This is a genomic window from Variovorax restrictus, assembly GCF_051216715.1.
In the GTDB taxonomy this organism is placed as follows: Bacteria; Pseudomonadota; Gammaproteobacteria; order Burkholderiales; family Burkholderiaceae_C; genus Variovorax.
In genome coordinates this window covers 1,935,595-1,951,257 of record NZ_JBPJZH010000001.1, presented here as the reverse complement: position 1 = coordinate 1,951,257, position 15,663 = coordinate 1,935,595, and the positions used below count along the sequence as shown (strand labels likewise).

18 protein-coding genes are annotated in these 15,663 nt (G+C 69.0%); 13 read left to right on the top strand and 5 right to left on the bottom strand.

Features of this window, described 5'->3' with window-relative positions; all coding sequences use genetic code 11:
- Positions 1–654 carry a ChrR family anti-sigma-E factor gene (locus tag ACSFA0_RS09190; RefSeq protein WP_435449887.1) on the top strand — a complete coding sequence of 218 codons (654 nt, stop codon included), beginning with the start codon at positions 1–3 and terminating at the stop codon, positions 652–654.
- A 28-nt stretch (positions 655–682) separates the two neighbouring features.
- Here the strand turns inward: ACSFA0_RS09190 and ACSFA0_RS09185 are convergent, their stop codons facing one another.
- From ACSFA0_RS09185 to ACSFA0_RS09165, 5 genes are all read right to left on the bottom strand, one after another.
- Positions 683–1,096 (bottom strand): DUF2177 family protein, encoded by a 414-nt coding sequence (locus tag ACSFA0_RS09185; protein WP_435449886.1) that lies wholly within the window; start codon positions 1,094–1,096, stop codon positions 683–685.
- Positions 1,097–1,172: 76 nt separating this feature from the next.
- Entirely contained in the window at positions 1,173–1,808 is a 636-nt protein-coding gene (locus ACSFA0_RS09180) for a DUF6134 family protein (RefSeq protein WP_435449885.1), read from the bottom strand.
- Entirely contained in the window at positions 1,805–2,599 is a 795-nt protein-coding gene (locus ACSFA0_RS09175) for a DUF1295 domain-containing protein (RefSeq protein WP_435449884.1), read from the bottom strand. Before ACSFA0_RS09175 ends, ACSFA0_RS09180 begins: the two co-directional genes overlap by 4 nt.
- Positions 2,592–3,188, bottom strand: coding sequence for a DUF2878 domain-containing protein (locus tag ACSFA0_RS09170; RefSeq protein WP_435449883.1), 597 nt, complete (start codon positions 3,186–3,188; stop codon positions 2,592–2,594). Before ACSFA0_RS09170 ends, ACSFA0_RS09175 begins: the two co-directional genes overlap by 8 nt.
- The gene (locus ACSFA0_RS09165; protein WP_435449882.1) at positions 3,188–4,294 is read right to left on the bottom strand and encodes an SAM-dependent methyltransferase; all 1,107 of its coding nucleotides are present in this window, start codon (positions 4,292–4,294) and stop codon (positions 3,188–3,190) included. The genes ACSFA0_RS09170 and ACSFA0_RS09165 overlap by 1 nt, the downstream gene beginning before the upstream one ends.
- A 102-nt stretch (positions 4,295–4,396) precedes the next feature.
- Here ACSFA0_RS09165 and ACSFA0_RS09160 point away from each other — a divergent pair, with 102 nt between their 5' ends.
- The 12 genes from ACSFA0_RS09160 to fdxA all read left to right on the top strand — a co-directional run bounded on the left by ACSFA0_RS09160 (position 4,397) and on the right by fdxA (position 15,655).
- Positions 4,397–4,597 carry a small membrane protein YohP gene (locus tag ACSFA0_RS09160; RefSeq protein ID WP_435449881.1) on the top strand — a complete coding sequence of 67 codons (201 nt, stop codon included), beginning with the start codon at positions 4,397–4,399 and terminating at the stop codon, positions 4,595–4,597.
- 70 nt (positions 4,598–4,667) lie between these two features.
- Positions 4,668–5,564 (top strand): transglutaminase family protein, encoded by an 897-nt coding sequence (locus ACSFA0_RS09155; protein ID WP_435449880.1) that lies wholly within the window; start codon positions 4,668–4,670, stop codon positions 5,562–5,564.
- Between the two features lie 116 nt (positions 5,565–5,680).
- Positions 5,681–6,103: a hypothetical protein gene (locus ACSFA0_RS09150; protein WP_435449879.1), complete on the top strand. Its 423-nt coding sequence runs from the start codon at positions 5,681–5,683 to the stop codon at positions 6,101–6,103.
- A gap of 22 nt (positions 6,104–6,125) precedes the next feature.
- Positions 6,126–7,826, top strand: a complete 1,701-nt coding sequence (locus tag ACSFA0_RS09145) for a protein kinase domain-containing protein (RefSeq protein ID WP_435449878.1) — start codon at positions 6,126–6,128, stop codon at positions 7,824–7,826.
- Positions 7,827–7,945: 119 nt separating this feature from the next.
- Entirely contained in the window at positions 7,946–9,022 is a 1,077-nt protein-coding gene (locus tag ACSFA0_RS09140) for an OmpA family protein (protein ID WP_435449877.1), read from the top strand.
- Complete coding sequence (locus ACSFA0_RS09135; protein ID WP_435449876.1) at positions 9,010–9,759, top strand: extensin-like domain-containing protein; 750 nt, start codon at positions 9,010–9,012, stop codon at positions 9,757–9,759. The genes ACSFA0_RS09140 and ACSFA0_RS09135 overlap by 13 nt, the downstream gene beginning before the upstream one ends.
- Positions 9,760–9,942: 183 nt before the next feature.
- Positions 9,943–11,724 (top strand): nitrite/sulfite reductase, encoded by a 1,782-nt coding sequence (locus ACSFA0_RS09130; RefSeq protein WP_435449875.1) that lies wholly within the window; start codon positions 9,943–9,945, stop codon positions 11,722–11,724.
- Complete coding sequence (locus tag ACSFA0_RS09125) at positions 11,721–12,119, top strand: DUF934 domain-containing protein (protein WP_435449874.1); 399 nt, start codon at positions 11,721–11,723, stop codon at positions 12,117–12,119. Before ACSFA0_RS09130 ends, ACSFA0_RS09125 begins: the two co-directional genes overlap by 4 nt.
- 227 nt (positions 12,120–12,346) lie before the next feature.
- On the top strand, positions 12,347–12,967 hold the full coding sequence (locus ACSFA0_RS09120) for a phosphoadenosine phosphosulfate reductase domain-containing protein (RefSeq protein WP_435449873.1): 621 nt from the start codon (positions 12,347–12,349) through the stop codon (positions 12,965–12,967).
- An 11-nt stretch (positions 12,968–12,978) separates the two neighbouring features.
- Positions 12,979–13,929 carry a sulfate adenylyltransferase subunit CysD gene (gene cysD / locus ACSFA0_RS09115; RefSeq protein WP_435449872.1) on the top strand — a complete coding sequence of 317 codons (951 nt, stop codon included), beginning with the start codon at positions 12,979–12,981 and terminating at the stop codon, positions 13,927–13,929.
- Positions 13,929–15,251: a sulfate adenylyltransferase subunit 1 gene (locus ACSFA0_RS09110; RefSeq protein ID WP_435449871.1), complete on the top strand. Its 1,323-nt coding sequence runs from the start codon at positions 13,929–13,931 to the stop codon at positions 15,249–15,251. The genes cysD and ACSFA0_RS09110 overlap by 1 nt, the downstream gene beginning before the upstream one ends.
- A 74-nt stretch (positions 15,252–15,325) precedes the next feature.
- Positions 15,326–15,655: a ferredoxin FdxA gene (fdxA, locus tag ACSFA0_RS09105; RefSeq protein ID WP_435449870.1), complete on the top strand. Its 330-nt coding sequence runs from the start codon at positions 15,326–15,328 to the stop codon at positions 15,653–15,655.
- The last annotated feature ends 8 nt before the right edge of the window (positions 15,656–15,663 follow it).

Sequence of the window (15,663 nt, the reverse complement as noted above, 5' to 3'; positions counted from 1 at the left end):
ATGACGATCCAACACCATCCCGACGACGATTTGCTGCTGGCCCTGGCGGCCGGCAGCCTGGCACGGGGCCACGCGGTGGTCGTGGCCAGCCACCTGGAACACTGCGCGCATTGCCGGCAGCGGGTCGACATGCTCGAAGCCGTTGGCGGCGCGATGCTCGACGCGCTACCGCCTGCTCTGCTGGCGCCCGAGGCGCTGGCCCGAACGATGGCGGCCATCGACGCGCCCGCCGCGCCGGTCGCCGCGCGCCGACAGGCACCGCACCCCGAGTTACCGGCTGGCATGCGCTGGCCCGAGTCGCTCGCCGGTTGCAGCGCGACCCGTTGGCGCTGGCTCGGCCCGGGCATGCGCTGGAGCCGGGTGACGCTGCCGGACGATTCGGCGGCCAATGTCTTCCTGCTGCGCATCGGCGCCGGCAAGAACCTGCCCACGCACACCCACAGCGAGTGCGAGTTGACCCAGGTGCTGCATGGCGCGTTCCACGACGGCCGCGCCCGCTTCGGCCCGGGGGACTTCGATGAAGCCGACGGCAGCTTCGAGCACCAGCCGGTGGTCGAAGCAGGCGGTGAATGCATCTGCCTGGCCTCGGTCGACGGGCGGGTGCTGTTCAAGGGCGCGATTGCCCGGACGCTGGGTGCGCTGGTGGGGATGTGATCCGCTAGGCCCGCTGCGGGCCGTTCGATCAGCGCCCCGTGACGGCCATCGTGATCCGCGCCGCCGCCGCGGCCGACACCGCGGTCACGAAGGTGCCCCAGCAGAGGTCGGCGATCGTGACCGTCCACGACCAGTTCTTGAGCGTCGCCTGGTTGGTCAGGTCGTAGGTCGCATAGGCCATCAGCCCGAGCATGGCGCCGTAGCCCAGCGCGGTCACCCAACGGCCGCTCTGCAGGGCAGGCGCAACGGCGAACACCACGACGCCCGCCACGTAAATCAGATAGAACGCCACGGCGGGTGCCAATGCGAAGCGCTCCAGCATGATCGAACCCATCGCGGGCCGGTAGAGCCGATCGGCCATGGTGCTCAGCCAGATGGCGTCGAGCACCAGGAAGACGACGGCCGTCGAGACATAGGCGGTGGCGTAGTGCCGGATAGACATGGGGAGGAGCTCCTGGGATCGATGGCGCAGCACGGATCGTGCCGCGACGCCTTACGCATCCAGCGCCGCGACCGGATCACTTCAGGCGATAGCTCAGCTTGCGGCCGCCACCGACGATGGAGTCCAGCCCGACCCACTCGCCCTGTGCGGTGTACCAGACATCCACCGGCTGCGCCGGCCCGTCGATGCGCCAGCGCACGGCCGCCACCGGCTGCCCGCGCGCGTCGACCGTGCCGCTGGCGACGCGGCTGACCTGCACGGCTTCGTGGCGACCGGTCTGCGCGTTGAGCAGCCGTGCCTGCTGGCGAATGGAGGGGTTCCAGTACGCGAAGCTCATGGCACAGCCCCCGATCGTGGCCGTGCCTTCCGGCGCCACGACCTTCAGTGCATCACCCGCGGCTTCGGCCGTGACGCGGCTCACGGTGCCGTCGTCGTCCGTGTTCGCCACGAGCGACTGCAGGCAGTTGCCGCGCCATTGCTCGGTCGCCCGGTGCATGTAGCGGTACACGGTCAGGCCCATCAGCTTGACGGTGAAGCGTGCATCGCTCAGCACCGTGCGCGTCTCGGCCGCGCCGCCGACGACGAAGCGGTGCTCGCCGATCGGCTTGTCGTCGAGCAGCACCTGGAAGTCGTAGGTGGTGTCGGCGGCGACGCACACCAGCGGTACGGCGCTCAGCCCTGCCGCGATGCCAAGACGCCATCGCGCACTCACACCGGGCCTTTCGGTGGCCCCGGCACGAAGGCGTTCGTACGGGCGATGTAGTCGCGATAGGCCGGGCGCCGTTCGGTGATGTCCTTCTCCAGCAGGCTCACGCCCGACACCTTGAGCAGCAGCACTGTCATCAGCAGCGGCGACACCACGCTCCACGCCGCGCCCCAGCCCGCACCGCCCACCGCCACCAGCCACAGGCCCCACCACACGCAGGCCTCGCCGAAGTAGTTGGGGTGGCGGGTGTAGCGCCAGAGGCCACGGTCCATCACCTGGCCGGCATGACGCGGGTCGGCCTTGAAACGCGCCATCTGCGCGTCGCCCACTGCCTCGAAGACGATGCCGAAGGCTGCGAGCGCCAGCCCGATGACGTCGAGCACGCCCCAGGGCCGTGTGCCGCCGAGCGCCGCCAGAAAAGGCGCGGCCACCACCCAGGCCAGCACGGCCTGCAGCAGGAACACCAGGTACAGGCTCTTGGCCCCGAAGTTCGGCTGGTTGCGCTCGCGGATCTGCCGGTAGCGCCGGTCTTCGCCGTGACCCCAGTTGCGCCAGGTGATGAACAGGCTCAGCCGCAACGCCCACAGGCTCCCCAGTGCCAGCATCCACAGCGTGCGCGGGCCAGCGTCGGGTGTCTGGAGAAAGAACACCCAGCCGGCCCCGACGATGGCGACCGACCAGACCCGGTCCACCAGGCTCGCGTCGCGTCGCACCAGGCTCGCCAGCCAGGTGAGCAGCAGCACGCCGAGGGTGAAGCCTAGGCCAGCGAAGCCGACGGACCATGGCAGCTCAAACACGGGCCGTCTCCGGCACGGCGACGCCGTCGAAGCGCGTCGCGAGGATCACCAGCAACGGCATCAGCACCGCCCACACCACCGCCAGCGTCGTGAGCGCCTCGGTCGGATGCAGCAACTGCGCCCCGCCGAGTCGCGCACCCGAGCTGAAGGACAACGGCCCCAGCACCGCGCCCAGCAGGGCCGCCAGCAGCAGGCGCCCATGCAGCCAGCGCATCGTCACGTTGAGCGCGATCGCCAGCAGGCCCCACAGCGCGACGATCCAGTACGGCGCCAGGCTGGCGACCGGTTGGCCAGAGGGATAGGCCACGTGGCCTTGCCGGACGATAGCGGACTCCACCACGACACCGATGAGGCACAGCAGCGCGACCAGCCACGCTTCCTGCGCGGGCCGCGCCGACACGGCCAGGTGCCAGGCGATGACCGCCGCCACACAGGCCGTGCCGAGCAGCGGCCTGTCGTGCGCGGCGCCAAGCACTGCAGCGAACCAGGCGCACTGGAACAGCACCGCATTGGTCCACTGCACCGCACGGGTCGGGTGCCGTGCCGGCGGCATGGCGCGAGGCAAGCCGGTGTCGACGGACGCGTCCATCACGCCACCAGCGCGGCGGCACGCGGTGCCGACGGTGCCGTCGCCGGCCGCGTCGCCCCGGCACGCACCCGCTTTTCGAACAGGTAGTGGCTCACCCACCAGCGCTGTCCGCCGTCGTAGCCGAAGAGCTCCGACACCGACAGGAAGAACAGGCGCCACCGCACCCACCACACCGAGGCATCAGCGCCGTAGGTCTGGCGGAACAGCGGCATCAACGTGGCAGCGCGGCCGTCCATGTTGCGAAGCCAGGCCTCGGCGGTGCGCTGGTAGTGCGTGCCGTCCCAGCGCCACTGCTGCAGCACGCGCAGGTCGTCCTGGCAGTGCAACGCGAGATCGTCGCTGGGCATCATGCCGCCGGAGAAGAAATGGCGGCTCATCCAGTCGCTCGCATCGCGCTCGACGAAGGGGTACGGCGCGCCGCGGTAGGCGAAAACGTGCATGAAGAAGCGGCCCTCGTCGCGCAGCCAGCGCGCCACGTTGGCGAAGGCCTGCGGCCAGTTGCGCAGGTGCTCGAACATCTCGACCGACACCACGCGGTCGAAGCGCGCCGTCGTGTCGAACACATTGATGTCGCAGGTGAGGACCGTCACATTGGTCAGCCCGCGGCGCTCGGCCTCCGCCTCGATGTGGGCGCGCTGGGAATGCGAGTTCGACAGCGCGGTGATGCGGCTGTCCGGGTACTGGGTCGCCATCCACAGCGTGAGCGAGCCCCAGCCGCAGCCCAGCTCCAGCACATCCTGCCCGTCGGCCAGCCCGGCGCGCCGGCAAGTGGCGTCGAGCGCCGCCGCTTCGGCGTCCGCCAGCGTCTCGACACCCTCGGGCCACCAGCAGCTGCTGTACTTGCGGTGGGCGCCCAGCACCTCGCCGAAGAACGCCGCCGGCACCTCGTAGTGCTGTTCGTTGGCCTTCTCAGGCAGCGGCGCCAGGGTCGCGCCACGCATCTCGCGCAGGAAGGCCGAGGTCAGCTCGGCCGCGGCGTCCGCATCGCCCGCCTGCATTTCGGCCAGACGTTCCTTGAGCAGGCGACGGATGCCGATGCGGATCAGGCGGTCGGGCACCAGCCCCCGCTCGACGGATCGGATGGCGACTTCTGTGGCGTGCGGCATGTGCGGGGTTCCGGGGCTGGGCTGCCCGGACGGCGGGCGGCGTGCGAGAAATACGCATCGAACGCGAGGCTGGATCAGCCGCGGCCTGCCATGCCGCGCGCCATGTTCGTGACGCGCTCCTACACGACGACCGGGTGCCCACCGCGTGTGCGGCACCCGATTCGCGGTCAGGCTATACGCTGTTCAACATCAATCGCTGACGCGGCCGGAACCTCACCCATGAAAATCGTCTTGTGGATCATCTTCATCATCTTCCTCATTGGCCTGGCCGTCGTGCTCGGTCTGGGCAAGCTGATCTTCTGATCCGCGACACGGGCTGGCCGCAGCCCGCTTTCGCTGGTCATCGGACACACCGCTCGCGCAGAATGGCCGCATGCCCATCCGTTACGACATCGTCCACACCACGGTCTACCGCTATCGCAAGCCCGTGACTTTCGGCGAGCATCGTGTGATGTTCCGCCCACGCGACAGCCACGACTTGCGGGTGCTGGCCACCGACCTGCAGGTCAGCCCGGAGGCGATCGTGCGGATGATCCAGGACCCGCACTCCAACTCGGTGGCGCTGGTGCAACCGATCCGCCCCGCCACCGAACTGCGGCTGGTGTGTTCTTTCACCATCGAACGCGCCGACGTGTCGCAAGACCTCTCGCTCCTCGCCCCATCGGCCGAATACCTGCCCTTCGCCTATTCGGTGCAGGACCGGCTCGACCTCGAGCACTACCTGCGCCCGCACCATGACGACCCGGACGGCAAGCTGATCGCCTGGGCGCATCAGTTCTTCCGGCACGACGGCCCGACCGGCACGCGCGATCTGCTGGGCCGGATGAACCAGCACATCAACCAGAACTTCCGCTACGAGACGCGCGACGAGGAAGGCACGCAGTCGCCACTGCAGACGCTGGCGCTTTCCAGCGGGAGCTGCCGCGACTACGCCCTGCTGATGATGGAAGCCGCCCGGCGCCTGGGCGTGGCCACGCGCTTCGTCTCGGGCTACCTGTACGACGCGGCACTCGACGACAACGCGGTGGGCACCGGCGAGTCGACCACCGGCGCCGGCGCTACGCACGCCTGGCTGCAGGCCTACCTGCCGGGCGCGGGCTGGGTCGCCTACGACCCGACCAACAACCTGCTGGGCGGCAGCCAGCTGATCCGCGTGGCGGTGGCACGCGACCCAGCCTTCGCCGCGCCGGTGTCAGGCAGTTGGTTCGGCGAGCCCGACGCTTACGAAGGGCTGGACGCCACGGTTCAGGTGAGACGCCGCCCGGGCTGAAAACAGCCGTGTAGGCGCTGTCCTAAAGCGGCAGTAAATCACAACTGTCAACTTTGCAAATTCCAGTCGGCGAAAGGGCTCGGTACAGTCGGTGGCTTGGTTACATTCCGTTAACAATGAGCACCACTTTCGACCCGGCTCCGGAGGCGCCAGCGCTTCCCGGCCAGCACACCGATCCGCAGCACATCGCCACGGCGCTCCAGGCGCTGGACCAGGTGCTCGGCACCCTCAAGCAACGTGACGACGTTCCGTTCTACGGCCCCACCCTGCTCGCGTCGATGAACGAGCTGGACCAGCGCCTGGCCGTCGAGGCCGAACAGGCCCGCTACGGCGCGCAGCCGGAGCATTCGGCCCTGCAGTTCTGCGTGACCGCCGCGATCGCCCTGCTGGAGGTGAGCCAGGCGCTGATCCACCAGGCGCAGAACCCGACGCCGCAGGAGCGCGAGCGCCAATGGAAGACCCTGGTGGCATACACCAAGACCGCCGGTCGGTCGGCCTACCGCGCCGCCTCGATCCTGACGGACCAGAAGGACTACTGATGCGATCGTCTCGCGACGCCGCGTGACGGGCCTCGTCTGTCCGAACTGCGGCACGCGCAACCGCGCCAGTGCCAGCTTCTGCATGCGCTGCGTGACTGCGTTGCCCACCGAAGGCGCGGCCCACGACCAGCGCACGGTGCGTGTCGCGCCGCCTCCGGGCGCCATCCCGTTGCCCGATGCGCCCGCCCAACACGCACGCCCGGGCGTGTCGGTGCATGCGCTGCCCGACGGCACCACGCTGGGCAACTTCCGCATCGAGCGTTCGATCGGCGAAGGCGGCTTCGGCATCGTCTATCTGGCCTGGGACGCAGCGCTGGAGCGCCATGTCGCGATCAAGGAATACATGCCGTACGCGATGGCGTCGCGCGAGGGCGCCACGCTCGACGTCAGCCTGCGTACCGAACGCGACCGCCCCGTGTTCGACGCCGGCCTGAAAAGCTTCGTGAACGAGGCCCGCCTGCTCGCGCGCTTCGACCACCCGGCGCTGGTGAAGGTGTTCAGCTTCTGGGAAGCGAACCGCACCGCCTACATGGCCATGCCCTATTACGAAGGCCCCACGCTCAAGGCAGCGCTGGCCGCGTTGAAGCGGCCGGCCTCCGAACAGGAACTGCGCGGCTGGCTTGCGCCGCTGCTCGAAGCGCTGACGGTGCTGCATGCCGAACAGTGCTACCACCGTGACATCTCGCCCGACAACATCCTGCTGACGGCCGGCGGCCCGCTGCTGCTGGACTTCGGCGCCGCGCGCCGCGTGATCAGCGACCGCACCCAGGCGCTGACCGCCATGCTCAAGCCGGGCTTCGCGCCGATCGAGCAGTACGGCGGCGCGATGCTGCAAGGCCCGTGGACCGACCTCTACGCGCTGGCCGGCGTGGTCCGCTACGCGATCGCTGGCCGGCCGCCGGTGGCGTCGGTCGCTCGCGTCGTCGAGGACGTGCAGCGGCCGCTGGCACAGACGCATGCAGGGCGCTACAGCGACGGGTTCCTGCGCGCCATCGACGCGGCGCTGGCCGTGCGCCCCGAAGACCGGCCACAGGATGTCGCGAGCTTCCGCGCGCTGCTCGCCGTGCCACCGGCCGAGAGCGATGCGATGCCGCCCGCGCCGCCTGCGCCGCCCGCCGCGCCGCCGCCGCCGCCGCCGCGCCTGGCGCCGGTGGAGGCCGAGCCGACCGCCTTCGGCGCCCTGACCGACATCGACGGCACCGACGACCGCCATCGGTACGCCACCACGCTGCGCGCACCCCTGCCCCTGTCGGCACGCCGACGCGGGTGGGCGCCGATGCTGGGCCTGATCGCCCTTGCCGGCGCGGCCGCCGCTGCGTGGTGGGCTTGGCCGGCTTCGGTGGAGACCCTTGCGACAAAGGCCGAACCGCCTCGGGTCGAAACGCCTACGCCTGCTCCTACGCCCGCGCCTGCGCCCGCATCGACGCCAGCCGCCGCACCTGCGCCGACGGCCGTCGCCCCTGCGCCCTCGCCCACGCCGGTTGTCGCTTCGCCGCCTCCGGCCCCTGCCCGACGCACACCCGTCGCCGAACGGGCGCCGCCCGTCCAGACCACCGCCAGACCCGCGCCCGCAACGGCCAGCCCGCCAACGCGCGACCAAGAGGTTGCGTCCTCCTACACGCAGTCTGGGCGACCACCCCGATGCGGCGAACTCGTCCTGAAAGCATCGTTGGAAGCCCTCGGTCCCGACGAGATGGCCTTCCTCAAAAACAGATGCCGATGACGCGACCCTTGCCTTCTCCCATTCACGCTTCCCGACTGACCCGCTCCGCGCTGACTGCTGTTTGCCTGGCCCTTGCCAGTACCGTGCTGATCACGGGGTGCGCGGCTCCGCCCACGCCCGTGGCGAGGGTCGACACCGAAAAACGCCCCCTGGCCGATGCGATCCGCGTCGCCACCGAGGGCCTGCTTCAGCAAGTGCCGCCCATCCGCGAACGCCGCGTGGCCGTGCTCGACCCCACGCTGGACGCCGGCACTGGCCAGCAGACGAACGCGACGCTGCTGCTCGACAAGGCTCTCGCCGATCAGGTCGCTCGGGGCGGCGCCTTCGACGTGTTGCCCTTCGAAGCGACCAGCCTCGCCAAGGCGAGCCACCTGCTGACCGGCACGCTGCAACGCGCGCAGGGCGGCTACGGCGTCAACCTGGCGTTGACCGACCTGAAGGCCGGCACCGTGGTGGCGCAGTCGTCCGCCGTGGCCCGGCCCGAAGGCGTCGACATGCGCCCGCTGGCCTACTACCGCGACAGCCCGGTGGTGGTGAAAGACAAGGTGATCGACGGCTACGTGCGTACCGCCAGCTCTCCTCCCGGCCAGAAGGCCGATGCGAACTACCTGCAGCGCATCGCGGCGGCCACCGTCATCAACGACGCGACGATGCTCTACAACGCGGCGCGCTACCGCGAAGCGCTGGGTGAATACCGCAGCGCGCTGTCGATGCCGGCCGGCGACCAGATCCGCGCGCTCAACGGCCTGTACCTGTCGCACGTCAAGCTCGGGCAGATGGCCGAAGCCGAAGAGGCCTTCGGCCGGCTGGTGTCGTACGCCATCGCGGCGAACAGCCTGGGCGTCAAGTTCCTGTTCAATCCCGGCAGCGTCGACTTCTGGTCCGACCCGAAGGTGACCAGCGCCTACGGCATGTGGCTGCGGCAGATCGCCCAGCAGACCAGCGCTGCGAAAGTCTGCATGGACGTCATCGGCCACAGCAGCGCGACCGGCACCGAAGCGGTCAACGACGCGCTGTCGCTGCGCCGCGCGGCGTCCATCAAGCGCCGGCTCGGCGCCGAGATGCCCGAAGTGCTGAGCCGCCTGCGCACGCAGGGCATGGGCGCCAAGCAGAACATCGTGGGCACCGGCTCCGACGACGTGGTCGACGCGCTCGACCGCCGCGTCGAGTTCGCGATCATCGATTGCCCGGCCTGATCCTCGGTGTGAGCGCCGGCCGGTGGGTCGCGGCGCTGCTCATCGCCGCGGCGGTCGGCGCTGCCTACGCGGTCTACGTCGGCGCGCTGCGCATTCCCGATCGTCACAACCCGTGGGCGCCGCTCGATGCGCAGGCGCCGCCCGACCGCTGGGCCCGCTTCAAGCTGGCCCGCGCGAAGGCCGACCCGGCGCGCTGCCTCGCCGCGCTCGCGCGGACCGACCTGCGCTACGAGCCCGTGCCGGATCGCAGCACCGGCGAAGGCTGCGGCTTCCGAAATGCCGTGCGGCTGCAGTCCGCCGCGGTGCGCTTCGGCGCGCCCCTGACCCTGAGCTGCCCGATGGCGCTGTCCTTCCACCAATGGGAACGGCACGGCCTGCAGCCCGCGGCCACCGCACGCGCGGGCCAGCGCGTGGTGGCCATCGAGCAGGCGGGCAGCTACGCCTGCCGCAACATCAACCGCGGCGAAGGCGCGGTGCCCGGTGCATCGCGCAGCCGCCATGCCACGGCCGATGCGCTGGACGTGACCGCATTGATTCTGGCGGACGGCCAGCGCATCGCCGTTCAGGCCCGATGGAACCCGCCCGCCGCCGAGCCTGCACAGCCCGCCCATCTGCTGCTGCGCGACGCCTACAGCGCGGCCTGCCGCTATTTCGACGGCGTGCTGGGGCCGGACTACAACGCGGCGCACCGCGACCACTTCCATCTGGAGACCGGCGGCTATGCCATGTGCCGCTGAATCACCGGTCTCGCCTTATCCAGAAGCGATCCCGAATCGGCCGGCAGCCCGCATGGCCACTGGTGAATATGCTTATCCGGATAATGCGCGAACCAAAAAATAGTTGGTTTTCCAGAGCGTGACTCCTACAGTCGGTGCCCTTCGGGCGGTGCCCAGCCGACCGCGCGTCAAGACCCACACACGATGTACCAATACACAGATTTCGATCGCCAGTTCGTGCGCCAGCGCGCGGCGCAATTCCGTGACCAGCTCGAACGCTGGCAGGCCGGCAAGCTCGCCGAAGACGAATTCAAGCCGCTGCGCTTGCAGAACGGCTGGTACGTGCAACGCTATGCACCCATGCTGCGCGTGGCCGTGCCCTACGGCGAGCTGTCGAGCCGCCAGCTGCGCGTGCTGGCCCGCATCGCGCGCGAGTACGACGAGCCGGAAGCCGAGGTGTATCGCCGCGCCACCGAAAAGCAGGGCTTGCTGGGCACCAGGCACATGCCGACCCACTACGGCCACTTCACGACGCGCCAGAACGTCCAGTTCAACTGGATTCCCCTGTCGAAGAGCGCCGACGTGATGGACCTGCTCGCCACGGTCGACATGCACGGCATCCAGACCAGCGGCAACTGCATCCGCAACATCACCAGCGACGAACGCGCCGGCGTCGCACACGACGAGATCGCCGACCCGCGCCCCTTCGCAGAGATCATGCGGCAGTGGAGCACGCTGCACCCCGAATTCGCCTTCCTGCCACGCAAGTTCAAGATCGCGATCACCGGCGCCGCCGAAGACCGCGCTGCCACCGGCTGGCACGACGTGGGCCTGCATCTGGTGAAGAACGCCGCCGGCGAGCTGGGCTTCCGCGTGCAGGTGGGCGGCGGCATGGGCCGCACGCCGATCATCGGCACCGTGCTGCGCGAGTTCCTGCCGTGGAACCAGATCATGAATTACCTGGAAGCCGTGGTGCGGGTCTACAACCGCTACGGCCGCCGCGACAACATCTACAAGGCGCGCATCAAGATTCTGGTGAAGGCCGAGGGCCAGCGCTACATCGACGACGTCGAGGCCGAGTACAAGCAGATCGTCGAGCACGACGGCGCACCGCACACCATCACGCAGGCCGAGTTCGACCGCGTGGCCGCGTCCTTCGTGCCGCCGACGCTCGCCACGCGCGTGCTGCAGGCGCCAGAGGTGACCGAAGCCGCGCTGCAGAAGCACGCGGCCGACGACGTGATGTTCGCGCGCTGGCTGGCGCGCAACGTGGCACCGCACCAGAACCCCGCGCTGCGCGCCGTCACGCTGTCGTTCAAGCGCCTGAAGCAGGCACCGGGCGACGCGACGGCCGACCAGCTCGACACGGCCGCGCGCCTGGCCGAGCGCTTCAGCGCCGGCGAAGCCCGCGTCACGCACGACCAGAACCTGCTCTTGCCCTGGGTGCACGCCGAAGACCTGCACGCGCTGTGGCTGGCCGCGCGCGAGGCCGGCTTCGCCAGCGCCAACGTGCGCCTGCTGACCGACATGATCGCCTGCCCCGGCGGCGACTTCTGCGACCTGGCGAACGCACGCTCCATCCCCATCGCCGAAGCCATCACCGAGCGCTACCAGGACCTGGACGAGCTCGACGACCTGGGCGAGATCGACCTGCACATCAGCGGCTGCATCAACAGCTGCGGCCACCACCACAGCGGCCACATTGGCATCCTGGGCGTCGACAAGGACGGCAAGGAGTGGTACCAGGTCACGCTCGCCGGCTCGGATGGCTCCGACCTCAGCGGCGCGCCGCAGGCCGGCAAGGTGGTCGGCCCCTCGTTCACCGCGGCCGAAGTGCCGGAGGTGATCGAGGCCGTGCTCTCGACCTACCGCGACACCCGAAGCAGCGGTGAGACCTTCATCGACACGCTGCGCCGCGTCGGGCCCGACCCGTTCAAGGCCGCGGCCAACGGCGCCCGCTTCAAGGCCGAAGAGGTGGCCGCATGAACAGGACCCTGCATTTGATCGCCGCCGAAGACCATGTCGACGACGGCAGCCCGAAGGTGCTGCAGCTCGCCAACGACGCCGATCCGCTCGCCATCGCCGTGTGCCTTCAGGACATCGAGCGCATCGACCTGCACTTCCCCAAGTTCACCGACGGCCGGGCCTACAGCCAGGCCTTCCTGCTGCGCCGTCGCATGGGCTTCGAGGGCGAGATCCGCGCCACCGGCGACGTGCTGATCGACCAGCTGGTGCAGATGCAGCGCATGGGCTTTTCCAGCGCCGTGCTGCGCGAAGGCGTCGACGCCTCAGCCGCGCAACGGCAATTCGATCGCTTCGCAGCCTTCTACCAGGGCGATGCGGTCACCGCCGACCCGATCTTCAAGCGCGAGCACGCCTGACGGATCGTTCGGTTGTCCCACCCGGGCCGCGCTGATTGCGCGGCTTTTTTTGCGCGTTCGGTCCGTCGCCGCGTCGCAGTCCATATCCAGATCGATGGCTGAACCGCCCGGCAACCCGCATGAACAGGGGCGCATTTGCTTATCCGCATAAAGCGCGAACAAAAAGATCGTTGGGTTCCATATGCGGGCTCCCTAAAGTTCGGGCTCCCCACGGAAAACTTCGCCTCATGCGCATCGATTTCGCACACGTCAACACCGAACTGGGTCGCAACGCCAGCGGCCTGGTCGACTGGGCCATCGGCCTCGGCCAGCCCGCGATCATCACCACCAACTTCCGCCCCTTCGAGGCCGTGATCCTGCACATGGTCACGCGTGCGAAGCGAGACGTGCCGGTGGTCTGGATGGACAACGGCTACAACACCGAGGCCACCTACCGCTTTGCCGACGAAGTGACCAAGCAGCTCGGCCTGGACCTGCACATCTACCTGCCGCGCCGCTCGCGGGCGCACCGTGAAGCCGTGGACGGCCCGACGCCGGCGCTGGACGACCCACGCCACGCCGCCTTCACCGAAGAGGTGAAGCTGGAGCCCTTCGCCCGCGCCCTGCGCGAGACGGCACCGAAGGTGTGGTTCACCGCGCTGCGCGCCACCGACACGGCTGTGCGTGCGCAGATGGACCCGGTCAGCATCAACCCGGACGGCCTGATCAAGGTCGCACCGCTGCTGCACTGGTCGTCGAAGGAGCTGTACGCCTACTGCGAGGCCCACGGCCTGCCGAACAACTTCGACTACGTCGACCCAACCAAGGGCGAGGACAACCGCGAGTGCGGCCTCCACCTTTCGCACTGAGGCACCTCTTGATGAACGCCCGCACCGACTCCGACCTGCTGCAACCGATGCACGCTCCTGCGCAACTGTCCAACACGCACCTCGACGCGCTCGAGGAAGAAGCGATCTTCATCCTGCGCGAAGTCGCCGCCGCCTTCGAGCGCCCGACGCTGCTGTTCTCGGGCGGCAAGGATTCGCTGGTGCTGCTCAAGTGCGCCGAGAAGGCGTTTGGCACCGGACGTATCCCGTATCCGCTGCTGATGATCGACACCGGCCACAATTTCCCCGAAGTGACCGACTTCCGCGACTTCCGCGCGAAGGAACTGGGTGCCGAGCTGATCGTGCGCAGCGTCGAGGACTCGATGGCGCGCGGCACCGTGCGGCTCGCGCACCCGGGCGAGTCGCGCAACGCGCACCAGTCGGTCACGCTGCTCGAAGCCATCGAGGAATTCCGCTTCGACGCGCTCATCGGCGGCGCCCGCCGCGACGAGGAGAAGGCGCGCGCCAAGGAACGCATCTTTTCGCACCGCGACGCCTTCGGCCAGTGGCAGCCGAAGGACCAGCGCCCCGAACTGTGGACGCTATTCAACACGCGCCTCGCCCCGGGCGAGCACTTCCGTGTGTTCCCCATCTCGAACTGGACCGAGCTCGACGTGTGGCAGTACATCGAACGCGAGGGCATCGCCCTGCCGTCGATCTACTACACGCACCAGCGCGAAGTGGTGGAACGCCGCGGCCTGCTGGTGCCGGTGACGCCACTGACCCCGGCACGCGATGGCGAGACGGTGCAGACGCGCGACGTGCGCTTTCGCACCGTGGGCGACATCACGACCACTTGCCCGGTCGCCAGCCTCGCGGCCGATGCCGGCGACGTGGTGCTGGAAACGCTGAGCGTCGACGTGAGCGAGCGCGGCGCCACGCGCATGGACGACATGACGTCCGAAGCCTCCATGGAAAAACGCAAGAAGGACGGGTACTTCTGATGACCGCCACCACCCTCGAATCCACCATGGCCGCCGACACCGGCGCGGCCCTGCGCTTCATCACCTGCGGCTCCGTCGACGATGGCAAGAGCACGCTGATCGGCCGTCTGCTGGTCGACAGCAAGACCGTGCTGCAGGACCAGCTGGCCGGCGTGCAGCGCGGCGGTGAAACCGACCTGGCGCTGCTCACCGACGGCCTGTCGGCCGAGCGCGAACAGGGCATCACCATCGACGTGGCCTACCGCTACTTCGCGACGGCCCAACGCAAGTTCATCATCGGCGACGCACCGGGCCACGAGCAGTACACGCGCAACATGGTCACGGCTGCATCGAGCGCCGACGCCGCCGTCGTGCTGGTCGACGCGACCAAGCTGGGCTGGGCGGCCGAGGTGACCGATGGGGAAGTGGTCAAGGGCGAACTGCTGGCGCAGACGCGCCGCCATGCGCTGCTGTGCCATCTGCTGCGCGTGCAGTCGATCGTGTTCGCGGTCAACAAGCTCGATGCCATCACCGATGCCGAGCTGGCCTTCGAGCGCATCTCGAACGCGCTGAACGCCTTCGCGGCCAGCGCCGGTGTGCAGGTCGCGGCCATCGTGCCGATCTCTGCACTGAAGGGCTGGAACGTCGTGTCGGCCCACGAAGGCTGGTGCGGCTACCAGGGCCCGGCCCTGCTCGACCTGCTCGAAGGCCTGCCGGTCACCGCGCAAGACGAAGACGTGCCCTTCGCCTTTCCAGTGCAGTGGGTCGAAAAGTTCTCCTCGTCGTCGGACACCTCGCAAGGCCGCCGTGTGTTCTGGGGCCGCGTCGCCAGCGGCCATGTCGAGCCGGGACAGCAGATCACGGTGATGCCCAGCGGCCAGAGCGCCACGGTGGCGCAGGTGCTGGGCCACACGCGCCAGCCGAAGACGGTGCATGCCGGTCACAGCGCCGGCATCGTGCTCGACCGCGAACTCGACGTGTCGCGCGGCGACTGGCTGCTGGCGCGCGGCGCCTTCACGCCGGTGCGCGAGATCACCGCCACGGTCGCCTGGCTCGACGACGAGCCGCTGGTGCCGGGCCGCATCTACTGGGCGCTGCAGGGTCATCGTTGGGTCAAGGCCAAGGTGGCGCGCATCGTCGACCGCATCGACATCGCCACGCTGGAAGCCAGGCCGGCCATCCAACTGGAAGCCAACGCGATCGGCGACGTGGTGCTGGCGCTGCAGCAGCCGCTGGCGGTACGGCCCTTCACGCAGTCGCGCGCCCTGGGCTCGCTCGTGCTGGTCGACACTGCCACCCACAAGACCGCGGCTGCGGTGCTGGTTCGCGCGAGCGCAGGCTGAAGCCGGCGCACACGCTCTAAAATGCGGGGTTTCCCCCGATCTCACAACGCCGAGCACCATCGGCTCAGACTCTCATGACCCACGTCGTCTCCGAAAACTGCATCCGCTGCAAATACACCGATTGCGTCGACGTGTGTCCCGTGGACTGTTTCCGCGAAGGCCCTAACATGCTGGTGATCGATCCGGACGAATGCATCGACTGCGCCGTCTGCATCCCCGAATGCCCGGCCAGTGCCATCTTCGCGGAAGAAGACCTGCCAGCCGACCAGCTCGCCTTCATCAAGCTCAACGCTGAGCTCGCGCTGGCCGACGGCTGGAAGAGCATCACCAAGCGCAAGTCACCCCTGCCGGATGCCGACGACTGGAAAGACAAGCCCAACAAGATCTCTGAACTGGTGAAGTAAGCCCACCG

Coding starts and splice junctions, on each gene's coding strand:
- ACSFA0_RS09160 (WP_435449881.1), top strand. CDS start 4,397: ATGTTCGTGACGCGCTCCTACACGACGACCGGGTGCCCACCGCGTGTG.
- ACSFA0_RS09120 (WP_435449873.1), top strand. CDS start 12,347: ATGCGCATCGATTTCGCACACGTCAACACCGAACTGGGTCGCAACGCC.
- ACSFA0_RS09190 (WP_435449887.1), top strand. CDS start 1: ATGACGATCCAACACCATCCCGACGACGATTTGCTGCTGGCCCTGGCG.
- ACSFA0_RS09150 (WP_435449879.1), top strand. CDS start 5,681: ATGAGCACCACTTTCGACCCGGCTCCGGAGGCGCCAGCGCTTCCCGGC.
- ACSFA0_RS09165 (WP_435449882.1), bottom strand. CDS start 4,294: ATGCCGCACGCCACAGAAGTCGCCATCCGATCCGTCGAGCGGGGGCTG.
- ACSFA0_RS09130 (WP_435449875.1), top strand. CDS start 9,943: ATGTACCAATACACAGATTTCGATCGCCAGTTCGTGCGCCAGCGCGCG.
- cysD (WP_435449872.1), top strand. CDS start 12,979: ATGAACGCCCGCACCGACTCCGACCTGCTGCAACCGATGCACGCTCCT.
- ACSFA0_RS09155 (WP_435449880.1), top strand. CDS start 4,668: ATGCCCATCCGTTACGACATCGTCCACACCACGGTCTACCGCTATCGC.
- ACSFA0_RS09170 (WP_435449883.1), bottom strand. CDS start 3,188: ATGGACGCGTCCGTCGACACCGGCTTGCCTCGCGCCATGCCGCCGGCA.
- ACSFA0_RS09110 (WP_435449871.1), top strand. CDS start 13,929: ATGACCGCCACCACCCTCGAATCCACCATGGCCGCCGACACCGGCGCG.
- fdxA (WP_435449870.1), top strand. CDS start 15,326: ATGACCCACGTCGTCTCCGAAAACTGCATCCGCTGCAAATACACCGAT.
- ACSFA0_RS09125 (WP_435449874.1), top strand. CDS start 11,721: ATGAACAGGACCCTGCATTTGATCGCCGCCGAAGACCATGTCGACGAC.
- ACSFA0_RS09185 (WP_435449886.1), bottom strand. CDS start 1,096: ATGTCTATCCGGCACTACGCCACCGCCTATGTCTCGACGGCCGTCGTC.